Genomic DNA, 18,918 nt, shown 5'->3' on the forward strand with positions numbered 1-18,918 from the left:
GCACCAGTCCCGGACCGCAGTTCCCTCAAATCAGCTGCTGTTCGTTGATCATCAGCTTGAACTGCAGCCCCAGCTTCTCCGCCGCCTTGCGGCAGAGAAGCATCCGCCCCATGAAGATCTCAAAGTAGTCCATGACGGAACCATACTTGGTGTCCACGGACAGCTTCAGCTTGATCAGGGTATGCTCTCCATTGATTTTCAGCTGGGATTCCTTCACCGAATAGTTCACCCGGTCGTGAATGTCAAAGGTGGAGGGATCCTGATTCCGGACCCGGCTGCGGCGGACATCGGATTTGTCCGCCAAAATCAGCGCCGCTGCCACGGCGTTCACCGGCTGGCCGGTGCCCTCGTCGTGGTTGCCGATGGCGGTGACGATGGTGGCGATCTCCGCCGGATCGCAGTCCAGATTGTCCAGAATGCGGAAGGCCATGACGGCGCCGGACTGGGAGTGGTCGATGCGGTTCACCAGATTTCCGATGTCGTGAAGGAATCCGGCGATCTTTGCCAGCTCCACCGTCCGCTCCGGGTAGCCCAGGGTCCGCAGGATATACCCCGCATTCTCCGCCACTACCGTCACGTGGGCAAAGCTGTGCTCTGTAAAGCCCAGGGCGATGAGGGACTCATCCGCCCGCTGGATATAGGTGCGGATGGCTTCATTGTTTTTCACCTCTTCAAAGGTCAGCAATACCGGTCTCTCCTTTCAGTGGAAGAGCGGCACTGCCGCCTCCCTGTTTTCATGATTCGACGGATGCACACCTGCAGGGGCATAGCCGGCGCCGCTGCACATGGTGCGCCGTTACAATAATAGTATACTTGCTTTTCAGTTCTGCCGCAAGGTCTTTGATTTCGGATGTAAAAATAGGCCGGGTTCTGTAAGACGGCAAACTCTTTTTTCATGGCGGCATTTTCCTTTTCAGATGTCCGCTGCTTAGTACCGCAGTTCTAGTATAAACAGCCTGCCGCAAAATCCATCACCATGCTATTGTAAAGTATGTGTAAACATGAAAAAGCCGGGGCCGCGAAAGCGGCCCCGGCAAAGAACGGTGTCTGTTCAGTTTACAGCACGGGAGACTGGCGCTCCTCGTCCTTCAGTCCGTGCTTCTCGGCGTAGCCGGTGAGCATCAGGGTCAGGGCGCCGTCGCCGGTGACGTTGCAGGCGGTGCCGAAGCTGTCCTGCAGGGCGAAGATGGCCAGCATCAGGGCAGTGCCCGCGTTGTCAAACAGCAGGATACCGGTGATGAGGCCCAGGGAAGCCATGACGGTACCGCCGGGGACGCCGGGGGCGCCGATGGCGAAGATGCCCAGCAGCAGGCAGAACAGGACCATGGTGCCCACAGAGGGGATGGAGCCGTACAGGATCTTGGAGATGGTCATAACGAAGAACACCTCCGTCAGCACGGAGCCGCACAGGTGGATGTTGGCGAACAGGGGTACGCCGAAGCTGACCATGTCATGGCGCAGCACCTTACTCTTCCGGGCGCAGTCCAGCGCCACAGCCAGGGTGGCAGCGGAGGACATGGTGCCCACGGCGGTCAGGTAGGCGGGGCCGTAGTGGCGCAGGACCTCCCAGGGGTTCTTGCCGGAGTAGGCGCCGGCCAGCAGGTACAGCACCGCCAGCCAGATGTAATGGCCCAGCATGACGATGATGATGATCTGCAGGAAGGCGGGAAGCTGGCGGGTGATCATGCCCTCATAGCTCAGGTTGCAGAAGGTGGCGGCGATATAGAAGGGCAGCACGGGGATGATGATCTTCTTGACGATGTCCAGCACGATGTTCTGGAACTCCGCCAGCAAACCGATGAACCGCTCGGACTTGGTCCAGGTGGCCGCCAGGCCGATCAGCACAGACAGCACCAGGGCGCTCATAACGGGCATGATCTGGGGGATGTTCAGCTCGAACACCACGCCGGGCAGCTCCCGCAGGCCCGCCACGCTGGTGTCGATGGACAGGTGGGGGATCAGGGCATAGCCCGCAGCAGTGGACATAAAGGCGGCGCAGATTGAGGAGACATAGGCGATGACCACCGCCACGCCCAGCAGGCGGGAAGCATTGGCGCCCAGCTTGGTGATGGACGGCGCAATGAAGCCGATGATGATAAGGGGCACGCAGAATGTGATGAGCTGGCCCATGATGTACTGCAGGGTGACAATGACTTTCATCACGCTCTCAGGGAACACCAGACCGCAGAGGATGCCCACCGCGATGCCCAGAAGCAGGCGGAAGGGCAGGCTGCCAAACAGTTTTTTCATAATGACCTCCTAAGAAAATTCACATCCGCCCGAAAGCGGCGTTCACAAGGGGCACACACATCGCCCCTTTTGTGTTTATCCTACCTGATTGCTTCGGGAAAGTCAACGTGCGTCTGTCCCCTTTTTCAAGGAAACTTGATATTTTTTCAAGGGATTAAATCGTTTTCTTTGATATTCTGTGATTCTTATTGACAAGAAAATGCGTATTCTGCTATCATCGTGTCAGATGGGCTTCTCCGCAGGCCCCCATGGTTCGTTATGGAAAACTCTTGATAAAAATACGGAAGGAGCTTGTTCCTTATGGAAAAGCAGGTCAAACGGATTGGCGTTCTCACCAGCGGCGGCGATGCCCCGGGCATGAATGCCGCAGTCCGTGCCGTGGTCCGCACCGCCGTCAGCCAGGGTATTGAGTGTGTGGGCATCCGCCGGGGCTGGAACGGCCTCATCAACAGCGACTTCGTCCCCCTGAACGCCTCCAGCGTCAGCCACATCATCAACAAGGGCGGCACCATGCTCTATACCGCCCGCAGCCTGGAATTCATGGATCGTCCCGGCCGGGACAAGGCTCTGGCCACCTGTCGGCTGCTGGGTCTGGACGGCATCGTGGCCATCGGCGGCGACGGCACCTTCCGGGGTGCCCTTGCTCTCAGCCGCCAGGCGGCCGAGGCGGGCCTCACCCTACAGACGGTGGGCATCCCCGCCACCATCGACAACGACATCGGCTGTTCCCATTACACCATCGGTTTTGACACCGCCTGCAACACCGCCATCGAGTGTATCGACAAGCTGCGGGACACCATGCAGTCCCACGAGCGCTGCTCCGTGGTGGAAGTCATGGGCCGTCATGCCGGCTATCTGGCCCTGTACGTGGGCATCTCTGTAGGCGCCACCGCTGTTCTGATCCCGGAGCGTCCTCTGGATTTTGACCAGGACATCGTGGAAAAGATCCGCCGGGCCCGCCTGGCCGGCAGCACCCACTACATGATCGTGGTGGCCGAGGGCGCCGGCAGCGCCGTGGATATCGCCAAACGCATCCACGAAGAGGTTGGCATCGACCCCCGCGTCACCGTGCTGGGCCACATCCAGCGGGGCGGCTCCCCCTCGGCCCGGGACCGGGAGACTGCCAGCCGCATGGGCTACCGCGCTGTCATGTCCCTGATGGAGGGCCGGGGCAACCGGGTGGTAGTCACCCGGGACGGCAGCATCACAGACATGGACATGGAGGAGGCTCTGCAGATGGTGAAGCCCTTCCCCATGGAGCGCTATCAGATTCTGGGTGCCCTGTCCATTACCCGGGACTGATCCATACAGCATACGTTTCCCATCACCAAACCCACCAAAAACCGCCTTCGGCATCAGGCCGAAGGCGGTTTTCCATATTGATCCCAAAGCCACAGGGCCACGCCGCCCAGCCAGCAGGCCAGCATGTCCCATGGGTCCCCCACGGAGCGGGGCAGATACAAGGGTGTGACCATCTCCCAGAACAGGCCGCAGCCCAGCAGGAACAGCGCCACGGCGGCAAACCGCCGCAGGGGCGGGCGGCCTGTCAGAGCCAACAGACCGTTGACCACGCACAGCATCAGCGCCCCCGCCAGAAAGTCCGCACCGTGCCAAGCCAGCAGGCGGTGCAGCGGCCCCGTGGTGGCCGGAATGAAGCACAGACGGTTCAGGATATACAAAGCGGCGATGATGGCCGCGGGCGGGATGTACCGTCTCATTTCAGAACACCGACAGCAGGAGCAGCGCAAGAATGACCCCCACTGCCACCGCCAGCACTGTGCCGCCGAAGCCCATGGGCTCCTTATTCGGCTTTACAGCCGGCAGCTCCATGGCCCTGCGTTTGATCGCAAGCATGTCGTCTGACTCTCCGCAGTCCTCCACGATCTTCAGGCGGAACAGGTCCTGATTCAGATGGCTGGCAAGCCACTGCACAGCCGTATCACTCAGTCCCCGCCGCAGCAGCGTATAGGTGCCGTATTCACTCATCTGCTTGCAGCAGGTATTGGCATATCCCTGACTGAAACCACAGTATTGCATCAATTCCGCGGCTCTCCGGTCGTTATCCACCGTCCCCACAACGCCCTCTGTGACCAACGCATAGCCGGGACCTCTGGGCGGCTGGGTCGGCATGGGATACCCGCAGCCGGGACAAATGCTCCCCTCCACCGCTCTCTTGCAGATCGGACACTCCTTCGGCGGCTCATAAGGCGGCTCCGCCGGCGCCGCAGGCTCGCCCTCCTCCGGCTCCTTGCCCAATATAATGTAATCCGCCGAGACGTTCAGCGCCCGGCAGAGCTTTGCCACGGTGACGGCGTCCGGCACAGTCTGACCGGATTCCCATTTGCTGACCGCCTGGCGGCTGACGCCCACCAGTTCTCCCAGCTGCTCCTGGGTCAGGCCCATGGCCTTGCGGACCACGGCGATCCGCTCGTTCAGTTCCATCGGCGTCCCTCCTTTTCCTCCATCATACCCGAGACACCGCCGGTTGACAAGCGGCCCAAGCTGTCATTTTGTCAACCGGCTGTTGACAGCGGCCAATTTCACCCCATATCCGCCCGCAGCAGCTCTATGTCCCCCGTCACCCACAGCAGGCGGGCGGACACCAGGGCGTCCGCTGTGAACACCAGCAGGCACAACCAGGTGACCTCCCCCGGCACCCGGGCCGCCAGGGCCTCCACCCCCGGCTGGACCCACCGCACCGCCAGAGCCGTCAGCACCCCCCAGGCCGCCGTGAAGGGCAGGCACACCCGCCCGCGCAGATTGCCCCACACCCGGGAGTAGTCCCAGAACCGCACATGGAGGAAGGTCTCATAGGCCCAGTGGACCGCGTATTCCACCGCCGTTGCCGCTAGGCCGCCCCACGCCACCAGCCAAATCCCTTCTTTACATATGGGTGGCAGGGCCAGCACTGCCAGCATCCCCAGGCCGTACACCGGACACAGGGGCAGCAGCAAAAAGCACTTGCGCCCCTGCTGTTGTGCACGGGTCACCTTGGCGAACGCCTTTTCCAGCAAATAACCCAGAAAGCTGTAGATCCAAAAAAACCAGAGCCACATCCCCATCCCTCCCGTCACAGTGTTCCCCGGAGAAAACCTTTGATTCCCGGTTGCGCGGGAAAGTGTTTCGTGGTAGCATGGTCCTATCAAAATTGCGGGAGGTGCGCCATGGCGGACAGCTGGGAAGCGCTGAAACAGGAATGTATGGCCTGCCGGGGCTGCGCCCTGGCGGAGACCCGGACCAACGTGGTTTTTGGAGACGGTGCGGAAGATGCCAAGCTGTTGTTCATCGGAGAAGGCCCCGGCCAGCATGAGGATGAGCAGGGCATACCCTTTGTGGGCAAAGCGGGCCAGCTGCTGGACGACATGCTGGAGATCATCGGCCTGGATCGCACCAAGGTCTACATCGCCAATGTTGTCAAATGCCGCCCGCCCCAGAACCGGGATCCCCTGAACGTGGAGCAGGACGCCTGCATCGGCTTCCTCCGCCGCCAGACGGCCCTGCTGCGGCCCAAGATCATCGTGTGTCTCGGACGCATCGCCGCCAAGGCCATCATCAAGGAGGACTTCAAGATCACCAGTGAGCACGGCCAGTGGTTCCAGCGGGGCGGCGTGCAGATGACCGCCATCTATCACCCGGCAGCGCTGCTGCGGGATGTGAGCAAGCGGCCTGAGACCTTCGAGGACCTGAAGGCCATCCAGGCCAAGTTCCGGGAGCTTTGTGAATAAAATACCGCAAAAGTCCAGCGGGCACGAAGCCCCCGCTGGACTTTTCATGTTTATGGAAATTGACCATTGACAGTCCGGTCCTCCTGCTGTATCCTCAAACGCAGAATTTGACAAGGAGGTCTCTGCCATGACCACTGCCACTGCTTCCTCCCGCCTGCGCACCCGGGACCTGACCTACATCGCCCTGTTCGCGGTGCTGATGGCGGTCTGCGCCTGGATCACCATTCCCATGACAGTGCCCTTTACCCTGCAGATCTTTGCCGTGTTCGCGGCGCTGGCGACCCTGGGAGGCCGCCGGGGCACCTACGCCGTGGCAGTCTATCTGCTGCTGGGTGCCGTGGGCCTGCCGGTGGGTGCCGGCTTCCAGGGCGGCCTAGGCTGGCTGCTGGGCACCACCGGCGGTTATATCGTGGGCTTCCTTTGCATCGCTCTGATCTACTGGCTGATAACCGCGAAGCTGGGAGAGTCTCTCCCGGTCAAAGCCGTGGCCTGTGTGCTGGGCCTGCTGGTCTGCTACGTGTTCGGAACGATCTGGTTCATGGTGGTCTACGCCCGGACCACCGGCCCTGTTGGCGTCATGACCGCCCTGGGCTGGTGCGTGTTCCCCTATGTGGTCCCGGACCTTTTGAAGCTGGTGCTGGCGGTGACGCTGAGCCAGCGGGTCAAGGGCTTCCTGCGGTAATACAGGCAATCAAAACTCCCCGTCCGATCGGACGGGGAGTTTTTCGCTGTCAAGTCCTTCAAAAGGTCAGCCGCATGTCGTACCAGACCACGCCGCCATGTACGGATTCCGACACGCCCTCATTCACAAAACCCAGCTTGCCATAGTAGTGGATCAGCTTGTCCTTGCAGGTTAGGACACAGCCCTTGCGGCCCTGGGCTTTGGCGTCGGCGATGACCTGGCGCAGGACCTGCTCCGCCAGCCCCTGCCGCCGGTGAGAGGGCAGGGTGTTGACGCCGAAGATCATCTGCCAGGCGCCGTGTTCATCATGGAAGGAGGCATCGCTGTACATTTCGTCCCGGAGGGTGGGTTCGTCGGTCACCAGCCCGTCCACAAAGGACACAATGGCGCCGTTCTCATCCTCCAGGAGCCAGAAATGATTCGGGTAGACCGCCAGACGGGCTCTAAAATCCGCCTCCGTAGCGGCCTCCGCCGCCGGGAAGCAGGCGGCCTCCACCGCGGTAATGGCGGCCAGGTCCGCCATGGTAGCTGTGCGAATGTGCATGGAAAATGCGCTCCTTATTTCAGATATTGGTACACCAGCAGCAGTCGCGCCGTGGCGTTGGTCATGTTCTCAAAGCGGTAGGGCTGGTCCGCCGCAAACCGGATGGCGTCCCGCTCCAGCAGGCGGAAGCTCTGGCCCTCCGCCATCAGGCTCACGGTTCCGGACATAGCGGTCACATAGCACACGCAGCCGGGCACCGAGGGCTCCGGTTCATACCGGGCGCTGATGTACAGGTCCAGGAACCGGCTCTCCAGCCGGGTGACCTCGTCATAGGGAAAATTCTCCCGCAGGACCGCCTTACCGCCGTCCAGACGGGTGGGCTTGGTCTTGACCTCCGGATACTCCGCCAGGGTGACAAAGTCATCGTTTTCCAGCAGGACCTCGGCAGGCACCTTCAGAGCCATCGCCAGCTTGCCCAGAATGGCCACGGAGGGATTGGCCTCCCCCCGCTCGATCTGCCCCAGCATACTGCGGGACACGCCGGCCTCCGCCGCCAGCCGCTCCATGCTGAGCTTCTTGCTCTTCCGTATGCGCTTGATGTTCTCCGCCACGGCCCGGTTCAGTTCCATGCCAGCCATCCCCCTGCTAAAAAGCCAATATATTGACAAATTCTTTTCTTATAGTAAGGGAACTGACAGGATTTGTCAAGGCCATGGGATTGTTTTCCGCCCCGGAAGCTGATACAATGGAGCCATTCAAATACGGGAGGGACGCACATGGCGGACATCATCGACTTCGGCGCATACCGGGACCCGGCGGACATGAACAAGGCGGAGCTGCGGGCCTATCTGGAACTTCTGCGCCGTCAGATCGCAGAGCTGGACGAGGCGGAACCGGCGGACATGGAAAGCGAAGAATATGAAGACTGGGGCCAGCGCCACGAGGACCTGGAGGACCTGGTGGACGATGTGCTGGACCGCCTGGAGGAATTGGAATAAACAACGCGGGAGCCTGATGGCTCCCGCGTCTGCTATTTGTTTCAGATCCGCTTCCAGGTGGCGCCGCCCTTGACATCGACGATCTCGATGCCCTGGGCCTTCAGCTCGTCGCGGATGCGGTCCGCCTCCGCGAAGTTCTTGGCCTTCTTGGCCTCGTACCGCTGCATCACCAGGGCGTCGATGGCAGGGTTGCCCTCGCCGGTGACGATATATACGCCGTCATGCTGTGCGATTACCTGAGCTGGCTTGGCGTTCCGAAATGCTGCCGCCGCTTCCAGCAGATTCAGGCTCAGCACCTGGTCGAAGTCCCCGATCAGGGCCAGCTTGGTGGCGTCGTTGGTCTTGGCCTTCAGCACGTCGAAGATGGCCGTCACACCCATGGAGGTGTTCAGGTCGTTGCCCATGGTCTGGACAAACTTGGCCTTGTACGCGTCGAACACCGCCTGGTCCACCGTCCCGTCATTGGGGTCCAGCGCGGCGATCTTCTTTTGCAGCTTCACATAAGCTCCTGCGGCATTGTCCAGATTCTCCCAGGTGAACACCAAGGCCTTGCGGTAGTGGCTCTGGAGGCAGAAATAACGGTAGGCCAGGGGATCGTATCCCTTCTCCTGCAGCAGGGAGACCGTCAGGAACTCACCCTTGGACTTGGACATCTTGCCGTCGTTGGTGTTCAGGTGGGCCACATGGAACCACTGGGGGCACCAGGGATGACCCAGGTAGCTCTCGGACTGGGCGATCTCGTTGGTGTGGTGGGGGAAGGCGTTGTCCACGCCGCCGCAGTGGAGGTCCAGATACTCGCCGTTGTACTTCAGGGAGATGCAGGAGCACTCAATGTGCCAGCCGGGATAGCCCACGCCCCAGGGGGAATCCCACTTCAGGGCCTGATCCTCAAACTTGGACTTGGTGAACCACAGCACGAAGTCGTTCTTGTTGCGCTTGTTGGTGTCCTCCTCCACGCCCTCCCGGACGCCCACAGCCAAATCTTCCTCATCGTGGTCGTTGAACACATAGTACCGGGGGAGCTTGGAAGTATCGAAATAGACGTTTCCGCCGGCCAGATAGGCATAGCCCTTCTCCAACAGGCCGCTGACCATCTGGACGAACTCGGGGATCAGGCCGGTGGCGGGCTGCACCACATCGGGGGTCTTGATATTCAGCTTGCGGCAGTCGTCGAAGAAGGCGTCCGTGTAATACTGGGCGATCTCCATGACGGTCTTGTGCTCCCGCCGGGCGCCCTTGAGCATCTTATCCTCGCCCTCGTCGGCATCGGAGGTCAGGTGGCCCACGTCGGTGATATTCATGACGCGGTTCACGTCATAGCCCGCGTAGCGCAGGTACTTCTCCAGCACGTCCTCCATGATATAGCTGCGGAGGTTGCCGATGTGGGCGAAGTGATAGACGGTGGGTCCGCAGGTGTACATCTCCACATGGTTGGGGGTATGGGTCTTGAATTCTTCCTTCTTATGGGTCGCTGAATTGTACAGATACATTTCAGGCAGTCTCCTTCCGTTTATTCGGTTCTTTCAGTTCCTTCAGTTCCTTTTCCAGTTCCTCGATACGCTGGGCCATCGCCATCAGCTCATCCACCACAGGATCGGCCACGTGGATCTGATCCACATCATCCGCGTAGTAGACCGGCTTGCCGTTCACCCGCACCACGCGGGCAGGCACACCCACAGCGGTACAGCCGGGGGGCACCTCTCCCAGCACCACGGCGCCGGCCGCAATGCGGGCGTTGTCCCCCACGGTGAAGGGGCCCAGCACCTTGGCGCCGGAGCCAACCAACACGTTGTTGCCCAGGGTAGGATGGCGCTTTCCTTTATCCTTACCAGTGCCGCCCAGGGTCACGCCCTGATAGAGCAGGCAGTCGTCGCCGATCTCCGTGGTCTCGCCGATGATGATGCCCATGCCGTGGTCAATGACCAGCCGGTGGCCGATGGTGGCGCCGGGGTGAATCTCAATGCCGGTCCAGAAGCGGCTCCACTGGGAGACGCACCGGGCCAGGAAAAAGCGGTGGTGCCCATACAGCCAATGTGCCAGTCGATGGTAGAGGACAGCATGGACGCCGGGATAGAGGAGAAAAATCTCCAGCTTGCTGCGGGCCGCGGGGTCGCGGCGCTGGTAGGCGGCCAGCAGGCCGCCCAGACGGGTCACTCGTTTTGCCATAAAAATAAGCTCCTTGTGTCGGTCGGGAGGAAAAAGAAATCGCCTCCCGTACCAAAGTACGAGAGGCGACGAATCGCGGTTCCACTCTCTTTTATCACTCAAGGAAGGCCATTGACGCAGGCCACTCGGAGGGCTTCCACATCCCCCGCGCTCCTGGGCGCACTTCGCAGTTCCCTCCGCAGGCACGCTTGCAGCCGGTGACGCGCCCTCTCTGTCCTTTGGGTAAACTGGTACTCTTCCCAATCATCACGCTATTTAAGATACCTTAGTATATTAGCAGGATTCGCCGGGGGTGTCAAGAGCGTTTTCCTGTCCATGCTCTCCGGCCACCGGTTCATTCTGCCGGCCAGAGGATATCCTTGGCGATGGGCGTATAGAACAGCCGCTCCACCTCGCTGCGGTCACGGGTCTGCCCCAAAATCCACATCAGCTTGGCCACCACCGCCTCGGTGGTCATGTCGTAGGCCTCCAGTACGTTCAGTTGGTTTTTCAAGGCATGCCCCACGTGGTATACGCCCACGTCACTGCCCTCGTTGGCCACCTGGGTGGTCAGCACGATCACCCGCCCCGCATCCATCCACTGACGGACGCAGTCGTAAAACCCACCGCTCTCCGGCAGGCCGCCCACGCCGAAGCTCTCGATGATGAGGGCATCGTTCCGCTCCAGCAGGAAGTCCGCCTGGGCCCGGTCCGCGCCGGGAATCAGCTTCATGAGGGCCACCTTGGTGTCCAGCTTGTCATAGAACAGCGGATACGCGCCGCAGTCCTGGCGGATATAGCGCAGCAGGACCCCGTCCCGCAGGACGCCCAGGTGGGGGTAGTTGATGCTGGAAAAGGCCTGGAAGCTCTTGGAGCGGGTCTTTCTGGCCCGGGTCCCCAGGATCACCTGGTTGTTGAAGACGATGGAGACTCCCGGCAGGTCCTCCGCCGCGCACCGGAAGGCATCCAGCAGATTGATCTTGGAGTCCGTGGAGTCAAAGCCGATGGGCTTCTGGGCGCCGGTGAGGATGATAGGCTTGGGACTGCCCTGCACCAGATAGCTGAGAGCCGCCGCCGTATAGGCCATGGTGTCCGTGCCGTGGGTCACCACAAAGCCGTGGTAGGCCCCGAAGTGTTCCCGGATGCACCGGGCGATCATCTGCCAGTGCCTGGGCTCCATGTTGGTGCTGTCCAGATTCAGAAGCTGGACACAGTCCACGTCGCAGATCTCCGAAATGGCCGGGATGTGGGCCAGCAGCTGCTCCGTGGTCAGCTCCGGGGCCAGGCCGTTGGCGGTCACATCCGACGCGATGGTGCCGCCGGTGCCGATCAGCAAGACTTTTTTCATATCGTTACCCCAAATCTCTGTGGTCCAGGGCCGCCAGCCCGAAGCGGGCCGCCCGGGTGACGGTCTCCCGTTCCTCCTCCGTGGCGGCGGCCTTCCATTTGGCCCGCAGCTCCCGCAGGAACAATCCCCGAAGGGAGTCCTCGTCCTCCCGCTTCCAGACGTCCTCCGCCATACAGGTGTGGTCCCGGATATCCAGGGCATAGAACCGGTCCGCCAGGGCCTCCTGCAGCGCCTGAGCATTCACGCCGCCCTCCCCGGTCTCGCCGGTGAGAAGAATGCGGTACAGATGCTGGGCCGTGCCCGGCGGCAGGGCCGCCTCCAGGGCGGCGCGGGGGTCCTTCCCCGTCACGTCCACCTCTAAAATCTCATAGCAGTGGCGGGCAAATGGCACAAATTGCAGGGACACGGTCCCGTTTTCCAGGATACCCTGGTAAAAGCCCTTCTCCCCCAGCTCGTCAAAGCCCCGGCCCTCCGGACAGCCCGGCCAGGCGCAGAGGGTCCCGCCGCAGCGGAAGGGCTCTGTCCGCTTGTGGATGTGGCCCAGGGCCAGATAGGTCAGGCCGCTGGCGGCGATCTCCTCCCGGCGGATGGGGCCATAGCGGTCCTCCGCCGGGTCCACCTCCCCGTGCAGCAGGCCGAAGTGGGTCCTGCCGTCCTCCGGAACGGTGAAGCCCGCAAGAACGTGCTCCGCCTGCTGGTCGCCGGTGAAGGCGGCACCGTGGATGGTCAGGTTCCAGTCGGGAAGGTCCACCGCCATCAGGCGGTTTTCCCGGAAGATGGTCACGTTCTCCGGCCAGTCCACCGTCAGCCAGGGGCTGCCGGGGCCGTACCAGTCGTGGTTGCCGGGGGCGATGAACACCCTGGCCCGCATCTGCCCGAAGGCCTGGGCCAGCTGCTCCCCGGTCTCCCGGAAGGCGTTGCTGCTGTCGAACAGGTCTCCCGCCAGCAGCACCAGGTCGATGTTCTGTTGGTTGACGTAATTCGCCAGTCGGAAGGCCAGTTCCCGGCTCTCCCGTCGGCGGGCCGCCGCCTGCTGGGCGGTCAGGGCGCCGAAGGGACTGTCCAGATGAAAATCAGCGGCGTGGATAAATTTGAGCATGGTAATTCTCCCTGCTGCATCACAAAATTTCAATCATTTTTGCCGCGGCATGTACGTGGCAAAATACTTTGACTCAACCGCCTTGGGCGGCGTTCACCAGTGACAGATGTCACTGGTGGGGGGAATCTAAAGGGGGGATGAAATCCCCTCTTTACTCTCTCCATGCCTTACAAACATCGACCCACTGGACAAAATTCGAAGAATATTTCTCCAGCTCCTCGCAGGTGAATTCAATGGCGCTGTTGTCGCTGCCTGCCGCGGGGAACACGGTGTCGAACCGCTGCAGGGACACGTCCAGATACACCTTCACGTTTTCCGGCAGGGCGAAGGGGCACACACCGCCCACGTCGTGACCGATGAGGGTGTGGGCCTCCTCGTGGGTCAGCATCTTGGCCTTGGTGTGGAACTGCTTTTTATAGGCGCTGTTGTCCACCTTGGCGTCGCCCGCCACCACGATGATGATGGGCTGGTCCTCCACCTTGAAGCTCAGGCTCTTGGCGATGCGGGCGCCCTCCACGCCCACGGCCACCGCCGCCAGCTCCACCGTGGCGGAGGACACCTCAAACTCCCGGATGCGGTCGGCGATGCCGAAGCCTTCAAAATAAGCGCGTACTTTCTGAATAGACATGATTCGTTTCCTCTCTGTTTCTCTTGGTTTTATCGAATATCCACCCGCTCCACGGCGGTGCACAAACCGGTATCGCTGTCCAGGGTAAAGACGGCGCCCTGCAGCTTGCAGGGGCCCACGGCCGGCTTGTAGCGGCCCGGCAGGCCGCCCAGGAAGCTCTCCACCGACTGCCAGGGCTCAATGCCCAGCACCGACTCAATGGGGCCGGTCATGCCCAGGTCGGTGAGATAGCCGGTGCCCTTGGGGTACACCCGCTCGTCGGCGGTGGGGACGTGGGTGTGGGTGCCCCAGATGGCGGACACCCGGCCGTCCAGGTAGTAGCCCAGGGCCAGCTTTTCGCTGGTGGCCTCGGCGTGGAAGTCCACCAGGGTGAAGTCCGCCTCCCCCTGCTTCAGCAGCCGGTCCGCCGTGGTGAAGGGGTCATTGGCCTTCCAGTCCAGGTCACAGCGGCCGATCAGGTTCATCACCCGGACGCGGACGGCCCCCAGGTCAAAAATCTCGCAGCCGCGGCCCGGAGCCCGGCCCGTATAGTTGGCAGGCCGCAGCAGCCAGGGAGTTTCCTCCAGCATGTCCCGGATCTGCATTTTCCCGAAGGTGTGGTTGCCCAGGGTGACGGCGTCGGCCCCGGCGTCATAGATGCGCCAGGCCTGCTCCGGCGTCAGGCCCACGCCGGAGGCGTTCTCGCCGTTGACCACGGTGAAGTCGATGGCCTTCAGCTTTTTCAGCGGGCGCAGGTGGCGCTCCAGATGCTTCAATCCGGGCTCTCCCACCACGTCGCCCACGGCTAAGATATGATACAGCATGGGTGCTCCTCCTTATCCGTCCAGGCTCACCAGGTCATCCAGCTCTGTGAGCTCCCGGATGCGGTGGTCCGCCGCCGTTTCCTGGGGCTCCGGACTGAACAGGCAGGCGTGGATGCCCGCGTTTTTGGCCGCCAGGATGTCCAGCTCCCGGTCTCCCACCGCCAGGGTCCGTTCCCGGTCCAGACCGTGGGTCGCGATCAGATAGTTATTCCCCGCCGGGTCGGGCTTTCTTGCATAGGTTGTCCCGGCAGAGACCACGTCGGTGAAATACTTCGTCAGGTCCGCCCCCGCCAGATAGTCGTGGACGGAACCGCTGCGGTGGGTGAACACGAAGTTCCGCCCACCAGCAGCCTGGAACCGGGCCAGGAATTCCCGGATGTGGGGGAAGGGATGGGCCTCCGGCTGGCCGTGCTCCGCCACCCAGGCCCGGTATACCCGGTCGATCTCCTCTGGGGGCAGCCCTGCCTGCTCTCCGCACCAGGTCAGCACCGCCTTTCGGGAGACCGTGAACCGGGCCATCAAATCCTCCTGCGGAACGGGCACCCCCAGGCTGTCCATCACTTTTCCAAGGTCCCGGCACATGGCGGGATAGGTGTCGAACAGGGTGCCGTCAAAATCCCAGATGATATTGTCATAGCGCATAGCATCCGCTCCTTTTTTCACTCCGTATCAGTATACCAAAGAAGCCGCTGTTTGAAAAGAAATTCCCTGAATTTTTGCGCTTTCTGTTGCGTTTTACTCATTTCCTGCTTATAATGATTTATCGGTAATAAGAAATACTAATTGCAGGAGGAGCGCTTATGGCAGTCAAGCTGGAGCTGTACCGCGTATTCAAGGAGGTGGCCGAGACGGGCAACATCTCCGTGGCGGCGAAAAACCTCTATATCTCCCAGTCGGCGGTGAGCCAGTCCATCAAGCAGCTGGAGACCGCCCTCCAGGCCCGGCTCTTCGCCCGCAGTCCCCGGGGCGTCACCCTCACCGGGGAGGGGCAGATGCTGTACCAGTACGTCCGCAGTGCCCTGGGGCTTCTGGCCACCGGAGAGGACAAGCTGTCCCAGGCCCAGCAGCTGCTGCTGGGCACCCTGACCATCGGCGCCAGCGACACCGTCACCAGCTTTTTCCTGGTTCACTATCTGGACGCCTTCCACCGCCTTCACCCCGGCATCCGGCTGAAGATCGTCAGCGGCCGCAGCGCCAAGGTGCTGAGCATGCTGAAATCCGGGGCGGTGGACATCGCCTTCGCCTCCTCCCCCGCCGACCCGGCGGTGGAGAGCTGGCCCTGCTTTGCCACCCACTCCGTCTTTGTGGCAGGCAGCGGCTATGACTGCGACTTCGACCACCGCTACACCCGCCAGGAGATCGCGGAGTTCCCCCTGATCCTGCTGGAGCGGAAGGCCAGCAGTCGGGTGTTCCTGGAGCAGGAATTTCTGAAAAGCGGCGTCACCCTGACGCCGGAGATTGAGCTCTCCTCCCGCAGCCTGCTGGTGTCCCTGGCCCGCATCGGCCTGGGCGTGGCGGGCGTGACCCTGGAGTTCGTGCAGAAGGCTCTGGACGCCGGGGACATCCGCCTGCTCCAGACGGACTTCGATATCCCCGCCCGGTCCGTGGACATGTGCACCCTGCGGGACGTGACTCCCACGGCGGCAGCCGCCGCTTTCATGGAAATGGTGCGGAAAGGAAAGGCATAAAGTCAAAGGATGGATACCTTTATTCTGATCTTCGAGCTGGTGGGCACTGTGGCCTTCGCGGCCTCCGGAGCCATGACCGGCATCAAAAAGAACATGGACATCTTCGGCGTGTGCATTCTGGCCCTGACCACCGCCGTGGGCGGCGGCGTCATCCGGGACCTGATCCTGGGCAACACGCCCCCCGCCACCTTCCGGGACCCCATTTACGCCACGGTGGCCCTGGCGGCGGCGCTGGTGCTGTTCTTCTCCAGAGTGCGCCGTCTCCTGATGCACAACACGGTCCTCTTTGACAAGGCCATGTTCTGGATGGACACGGCGGGCCTGGGCATCTTCACCGTGGTGGGCATCCGCACGGCCTATGCCCACGTGCCCCAGGCCACGGTCTTTCTGCTGGTGTTCGTGGGCGTCATCACCGGCGTGGGCGGCGGACTGCTGCGAGACATGATGGCCGGGGACACCCCCTATATCTTCGTCAAGCACGTCTACGCCAGCGCGTCTCTGGCGGGTGCGCTGGTGTGCGGGCTGCTGTGGCACTACGCCGGGGAGATGGGCTCCATGCTGGCAGGCGGCGGGCTGGTCATCCTGATTCGGGTCCTGTCGGCCCACTACCGCTGGAACCTGCCAAAAGCCCACGAGTGATACAGGCAAATAAAACGGGACCGCTGCATCTGCAGCGGTCCTTACTTTTTGGGCGGATAGGGTTGCTGTTCATCTGTCAGGCCAGCCAGATAATCCATGCTGGTCTCCAACGCCAGCGCAATGCGCCGGCACTGTTCAAAAGTCATGTTTCGCTTTCCGCTCTCGATCTTGGAATAATCACTTTGGTCGATCCCGGTCAGCATCTGCATCTTGACCTGGGAATAGCCCCGCTCCTTTCGGAGCACTTTCATCGGTGTCATATCCATCACCCATCAAAATTATGCCCTATTGACCTATTGAAAATAGGGTGATTTGGACCTATACTATCTAGTGAGGTGATAAAAATGACCAGAGAACCTGATTATCAAAAAGCCTACGAGATTCTGGATGAAGCCCTGGGAGACGCTATTCATATCCTGCAAAAGGCGCGCCTGCGCACCACACTGAGCATGCGTCTGGATTCCGGGGAGCTGACGGCGGACGACGAGGGAGATTCTGCCGAGCTGTACGTGAAAACAGCCCAGGAATACGCCGACCACTGCACATGAAAAAGCCTCTCCCGCGGGAGAGGCTTTTTCATATTCTTATTCCGCTTTCAACGTTTCCCGGATGGCGCTGTCGAAGTAGGCCACCGGGTTCTGGGGTTCGCTGTCCTGGCGGACCTCGAAGTGGAGGTGGGGGCCGGTGGACATGCCGGTGGAGCCTACGGCGGCGATCATCGCTCTTGCCTGCACCGTGTCGCCCTCTTTCACGTCCACATTCCGGCAATGGGCGTACAGGGTGGTCAGGCCGCCCCCGTGGTCCAGAATCAGGTAGTTGCCCCTGGCCGCGTCGAAGCCTGTCTCCGTCACGGTGCCGTCCGCCGCCGCCAGGATGACGGCCCCCTGGTCGGCGGGAATGTCGATGCCGCTGTGCAGCTTGCCGTTGATGATGCCATAGGGATTGCCCTTCCACACCGTCCGGCTGTCCTGGACAGGCCACTGGAGCCAGCGGCTCTCCGCCTCGCTGGCGGCGTAAATGCCGTAGACAAAGGGTTCCTCGTCCCCCGCCAGCTGGGGCAGCATGGTCCGCGTCCCGTCCTCCCCGTACTCCACCCGCAGACGGCCGGTGGACAGGGTGTAGGTCTTGCTCTGCTCCCCGCCGTCCGCAAAGGTGACGGTCACGGTCAGCCGTGCGCCGTCAAAGGTGTCAATGCTGGCCCGGGCCGCCTGCCGCAGATCCGTGTCCGGGTCCTCCCGGTACTCCGGCACCCAGAAGCCGTAGCGCGCCTCCGGGTCGTAGTCCTCCGTGACGCTGGTGCCCAGCGCGGTCATCACTTCGGCGTTCATGGGGCCGTTCTCGTCTTTGCCGTAGATGGTGCAGACAGAGCCGCCCGCTTCCTCTGCCTGCCAGAGCTTTCGCACCTCTTCCGTGGTCAGTCCCGTCCGGGTCTCGCTGCGGTACAGGCCGCCCCGATCCACGGTGAGGGAGACCGTCCTGATCTCCTCTCCCGTCACCCGGAACAGGCATCCGGTATAGTGTCCGGTCTCCTGGTCGGCCATGCCGGAACCGGAATCAAAGGCCAGTCCTCCGTTGGCGTTGGGCTGTACCGTCTCCCCAGTGTCGGCGGCATAGGCCGTCAGGCCGAAGGAATAGGTCATCACCGGCGCGGTCCCCGGCTGTTCTCCGCTCTTTTCGGCGGGCCGGAAATGGACCGTCCCCAGCACCAGGGCCAGGGCGCAGGCGGCGCACACGGCCCCCCGCAGAACGGGCTTCCAGCCCCGCTTCTCCAACCGCTTAGGTCCCGCCTGCTCCGCCCGCTGCCGCCGGGCCGCGCACAATACCCGGTCCTCCAACTCCTCGGGGACAGAAATCTCCTCCATCAGCTTGCGATAGTCATTCATCATCAATACCTCCCAACAGGTCTTTCAGTTGACGCCGTGCCCGGTGGAGCCGGGTCCGAACGGTGGCGGGCGGCACCCCCAGCAGCGCGGCGATCTCCTCGGTGGAGTACCCCTCGGCGTAGTGCAGGTGCACTGCTGTCCGCAGCTTCTCCGGCAGGCGGGCCACCGCGTCCCACAGTCCGGCGGCACTGTCGTCCGCGGGCCGGGCCAGCTCCGGAATGTCCTCCAGGGCCAGCACCGGACGCCGTAGACGGAAGCGGTGCAGGTCCGCGCAGCGGTTCAGGGTAGCCCGGATCAGCCAGGCTTTCATATGTTCATCATCCCAGTCCGCCGTCTGCTGAAGCAGCCGCAGGAATACATCCTGATACACGTCCTCCGCATCAGCGGTGTTCTGCATCCGGCACAGGGCCAGACGGTACACCGTGTCGCCGTGGAGCCGCATGGCATTGCAAAGGGCTTGTTCCGTCATGCAATGCCTCCTTTCCTAGAATCAAAAGCGCTTTCACCCTGAACACGCCTGTTGGCCGCAAAATGTTCCCTGCTTGA

At 61.9% G+C, this 18,918-nt stretch carries 24 protein-coding genes; 7 read left to right on the forward strand and 17 right to left on the reverse strand.

Annotated features, from left to right (window positions below):
• Positions 1-25 precede the first annotated feature (25 nt).
• Both JQM66_RS02800 and JQM66_RS02805 read right to left on the reverse strand, forming a co-directional pair.
• Complete coding sequence (locus tag JQM66_RS02800; protein ID WP_235228279.1) at positions 26-685, reverse strand: HD domain-containing protein; 660 nt, start codon at positions 683-685, stop codon at positions 26-28.
• A gap of 371 nt (positions 686-1,056) precedes the next feature.
• The gene (locus JQM66_RS02805) at positions 1,057-2,250 is read right to left on the reverse strand and encodes a dicarboxylate/amino acid:cation symporter (RefSeq protein ID WP_235228280.1); all 1,194 of its coding nucleotides are present in this window, start codon (positions 2,248-2,250) and stop codon (positions 1,057-1,059) included.
• A gap of 300 nt (positions 2,251-2,550) precedes the next feature.
• On the opposite strand from JQM66_RS02805, the gene JQM66_RS02810 reads away from it, so the two are divergent.
• On the forward strand, positions 2,551-3,552 hold the full coding sequence (locus JQM66_RS02810) for an ATP-dependent 6-phosphofructokinase (protein ID WP_235228281.1): 1,002 nt from the start codon (positions 2,551-2,553) through the stop codon (positions 3,550-3,552).
• 53 nt (positions 3,553-3,605) lie between these two features.
• Here the strand turns inward: JQM66_RS02810 and JQM66_RS02815 are convergent, their stop codons facing one another.
• The 3 genes from JQM66_RS02815 to JQM66_RS02825 all read right to left on the reverse strand — a co-directional run bounded on the left by JQM66_RS02815 (position 3,606) and on the right by JQM66_RS02825 (position 5,306).
• Complete coding sequence (locus tag JQM66_RS02815; RefSeq protein ID WP_235228282.1) at positions 3,606-3,968, reverse strand: hypothetical protein; 363 nt, start codon at positions 3,966-3,968, stop codon at positions 3,606-3,608.
• 1 nt (position 3,969) lies between these two features.
• Positions 3,970-4,692, reverse strand: a complete 723-nt coding sequence (locus tag JQM66_RS02820) for a helix-turn-helix domain-containing protein (RefSeq protein WP_235228283.1) — start codon at positions 4,690-4,692, stop codon at positions 3,970-3,972.
• A gap of 98 nt (positions 4,693-4,790) precedes the next feature.
• Positions 4,791-5,306 carry a putative ABC transporter permease gene (locus JQM66_RS02825; RefSeq protein ID WP_235228284.1) on the reverse strand — a complete coding sequence of 172 codons (516 nt, stop codon included), beginning with the start codon at positions 5,304-5,306 and terminating at the stop codon, positions 4,791-4,793.
• A 108-nt stretch (positions 5,307-5,414) separates the two neighbouring features.
• Here JQM66_RS02825 and JQM66_RS02830 point away from each other — a divergent pair, with 108 nt between their 5' ends.
• The gene (locus JQM66_RS02830) at positions 5,415-5,975 is read left to right on the forward strand and encodes a uracil-DNA glycosylase (protein WP_235228285.1); all 561 of its coding nucleotides are present in this window, start codon (positions 5,415-5,417) and stop codon (positions 5,973-5,975) included.
• A 127-nt stretch (positions 5,976-6,102) separates the two neighbouring features.
• Positions 6,103-6,657, forward strand: coding sequence for a biotin transporter BioY (locus JQM66_RS02835; RefSeq protein WP_235228286.1), 555 nt, complete (start codon positions 6,103-6,105; stop codon positions 6,655-6,657).
• 58 nt (positions 6,658-6,715) lie between these two features.
• Here JQM66_RS02835 and JQM66_RS02840 read toward each other — a convergent pair whose 3' ends face one another.
• A complete protein-coding gene (locus JQM66_RS02840) occupies positions 6,716-7,201 on the reverse strand; it encodes a GNAT family N-acetyltransferase (protein ID WP_235228287.1) in 486 nt (161 codons plus the stop codon).
• Between the two features lie 14 nt (positions 7,202-7,215).
• Positions 7,216-7,770 carry a helix-turn-helix domain-containing protein gene (locus JQM66_RS02845; protein WP_235228288.1) on the reverse strand — a complete coding sequence of 185 codons (555 nt, stop codon included), beginning with the start codon at positions 7,768-7,770 and terminating at the stop codon, positions 7,216-7,218.
• Positions 7,771-7,917: 147 nt separating this feature from the next.
• Here JQM66_RS02845 and JQM66_RS02850 point away from each other — a divergent pair, with 147 nt between their 5' ends.
• Entirely contained in the window at positions 7,918-8,139 is a 222-nt protein-coding gene (locus JQM66_RS02850) for a hypothetical protein (protein WP_235228289.1), read from the forward strand.
• 41 nt (positions 8,140-8,180) lie between these two features.
• Here the strand turns inward: JQM66_RS02850 and cysS are convergent, their stop codons facing one another.
• The 7 genes from cysS to JQM66_RS02885 all read right to left on the reverse strand — a co-directional run bounded on the left by cysS (position 8,181) and on the right by JQM66_RS02885 (position 14,804).
• Complete coding sequence (gene cysS / locus JQM66_RS02855; RefSeq protein ID WP_235228290.1) at positions 8,181-9,629, reverse strand: cysteine--tRNA ligase; 1,449 nt, start codon at positions 9,627-9,629, stop codon at positions 8,181-8,183.
• A gap of 1 nt (position 9,630) precedes the next feature.
• Positions 9,631-10,305, reverse strand: a complete 675-nt coding sequence (epsC, locus tag JQM66_RS02860) for a serine O-acetyltransferase EpsC (RefSeq protein WP_235228291.1) — start codon at positions 10,303-10,305, stop codon at positions 9,631-9,633.
• Positions 10,306-10,639: 334 nt separating this feature from the next.
• A complete protein-coding gene (locus tag JQM66_RS02865) occupies positions 10,640-11,632 on the reverse strand; it encodes an asparaginase (protein WP_235228292.1) in 993 nt (330 codons plus the stop codon).
• A 4-nt stretch (positions 11,633-11,636) separates the two neighbouring features.
• Positions 11,637-12,731 (reverse strand): metallophosphoesterase family protein, encoded by a 1,095-nt coding sequence (locus JQM66_RS02870; RefSeq protein WP_235228293.1) that lies wholly within the window; start codon positions 12,729-12,731, stop codon positions 11,637-11,639.
• A gap of 151 nt (positions 12,732-12,882) precedes the next feature.
• On the reverse strand, positions 12,883-13,359 hold the full coding sequence (locus JQM66_RS02875) for a YbaK/EbsC family protein (RefSeq protein ID WP_235228294.1): 477 nt from the start codon (positions 13,357-13,359) through the stop codon (positions 12,883-12,885).
• Between the two features lie 29 nt (positions 13,360-13,388).
• Positions 13,389-14,162, reverse strand: a complete 774-nt coding sequence (locus JQM66_RS02880) for a TIGR00282 family metallophosphoesterase (protein WP_235228295.1) — start codon at positions 14,160-14,162, stop codon at positions 13,389-13,391.
• 12 nt (positions 14,163-14,174) lie between these two features.
• The gene (locus tag JQM66_RS02885; RefSeq protein ID WP_235228296.1) at positions 14,175-14,804 is read right to left on the reverse strand and encodes an HAD-IA family hydrolase; all 630 of its coding nucleotides are present in this window, start codon (positions 14,802-14,804) and stop codon (positions 14,175-14,177) included.
• Positions 14,805-14,962: 158 nt separating this feature from the next.
• Here JQM66_RS02885 and JQM66_RS02890 point away from each other — a divergent pair, with 158 nt between their 5' ends.
• Together JQM66_RS02890 and JQM66_RS02895 are read left to right on the forward strand one after the other, a co-directional pair.
• Positions 14,963-15,850 carry a LysR family transcriptional regulator gene (locus tag JQM66_RS02890; protein WP_235228297.1) on the forward strand — a complete coding sequence of 296 codons (888 nt, stop codon included), beginning with the start codon at positions 14,963-14,965 and terminating at the stop codon, positions 15,848-15,850.
• A gap of 9 nt (positions 15,851-15,859) precedes the next feature.
• Positions 15,860-16,489, forward strand: coding sequence for a trimeric intracellular cation channel family protein (locus JQM66_RS02895; protein ID WP_235228298.1), 630 nt, complete (start codon positions 15,860-15,862; stop codon positions 16,487-16,489).
• Positions 16,490-16,530: 41 nt separating this feature from the next.
• Here JQM66_RS02895 and JQM66_RS02900 read toward each other — a convergent pair whose 3' ends face one another.
• Complete coding sequence (locus tag JQM66_RS02900; protein ID WP_235228299.1) at positions 16,531-16,749, reverse strand: helix-turn-helix domain-containing protein; 219 nt, start codon at positions 16,747-16,749, stop codon at positions 16,531-16,533.
• Between the two features lie 84 nt (positions 16,750-16,833).
• On the opposite strand from JQM66_RS02900, the gene JQM66_RS02905 reads away from it, so the two are divergent.
• A complete protein-coding gene (locus tag JQM66_RS02905) occupies positions 16,834-17,037 on the forward strand; it encodes a hypothetical protein (RefSeq protein ID WP_235228300.1) in 204 nt (67 codons plus the stop codon).
• A gap of 36 nt (positions 17,038-17,073) precedes the next feature.
• On the opposite strand, the gene JQM66_RS02910 is transcribed toward JQM66_RS02905, so the two are convergent.
• The gene (locus JQM66_RS02910; RefSeq protein ID WP_235228301.1) at positions 17,074-18,372 is read right to left on the reverse strand and encodes a M23 family metallopeptidase; all 1,299 of its coding nucleotides are present in this window, start codon (positions 18,370-18,372) and stop codon (positions 17,074-17,076) included.
• A complete protein-coding gene (locus JQM66_RS02915; protein ID WP_235228302.1) occupies positions 18,365-18,841 on the reverse strand; it encodes an RNA polymerase sigma factor in 477 nt (158 codons plus the stop codon). Before JQM66_RS02915 ends, JQM66_RS02910 begins: the two co-directional genes overlap by 8 nt.
• Positions 18,842-18,918: the final 77 nt, after the last annotated feature.

The organism is Oscillibacter valericigenes (assembly GCF_021531915.1).
Lineage (GTDB): Bacteria > Bacillota > Clostridia > Oscillospirales > Oscillospiraceae > Oscillibacter > Oscillibacter valericigenes_A.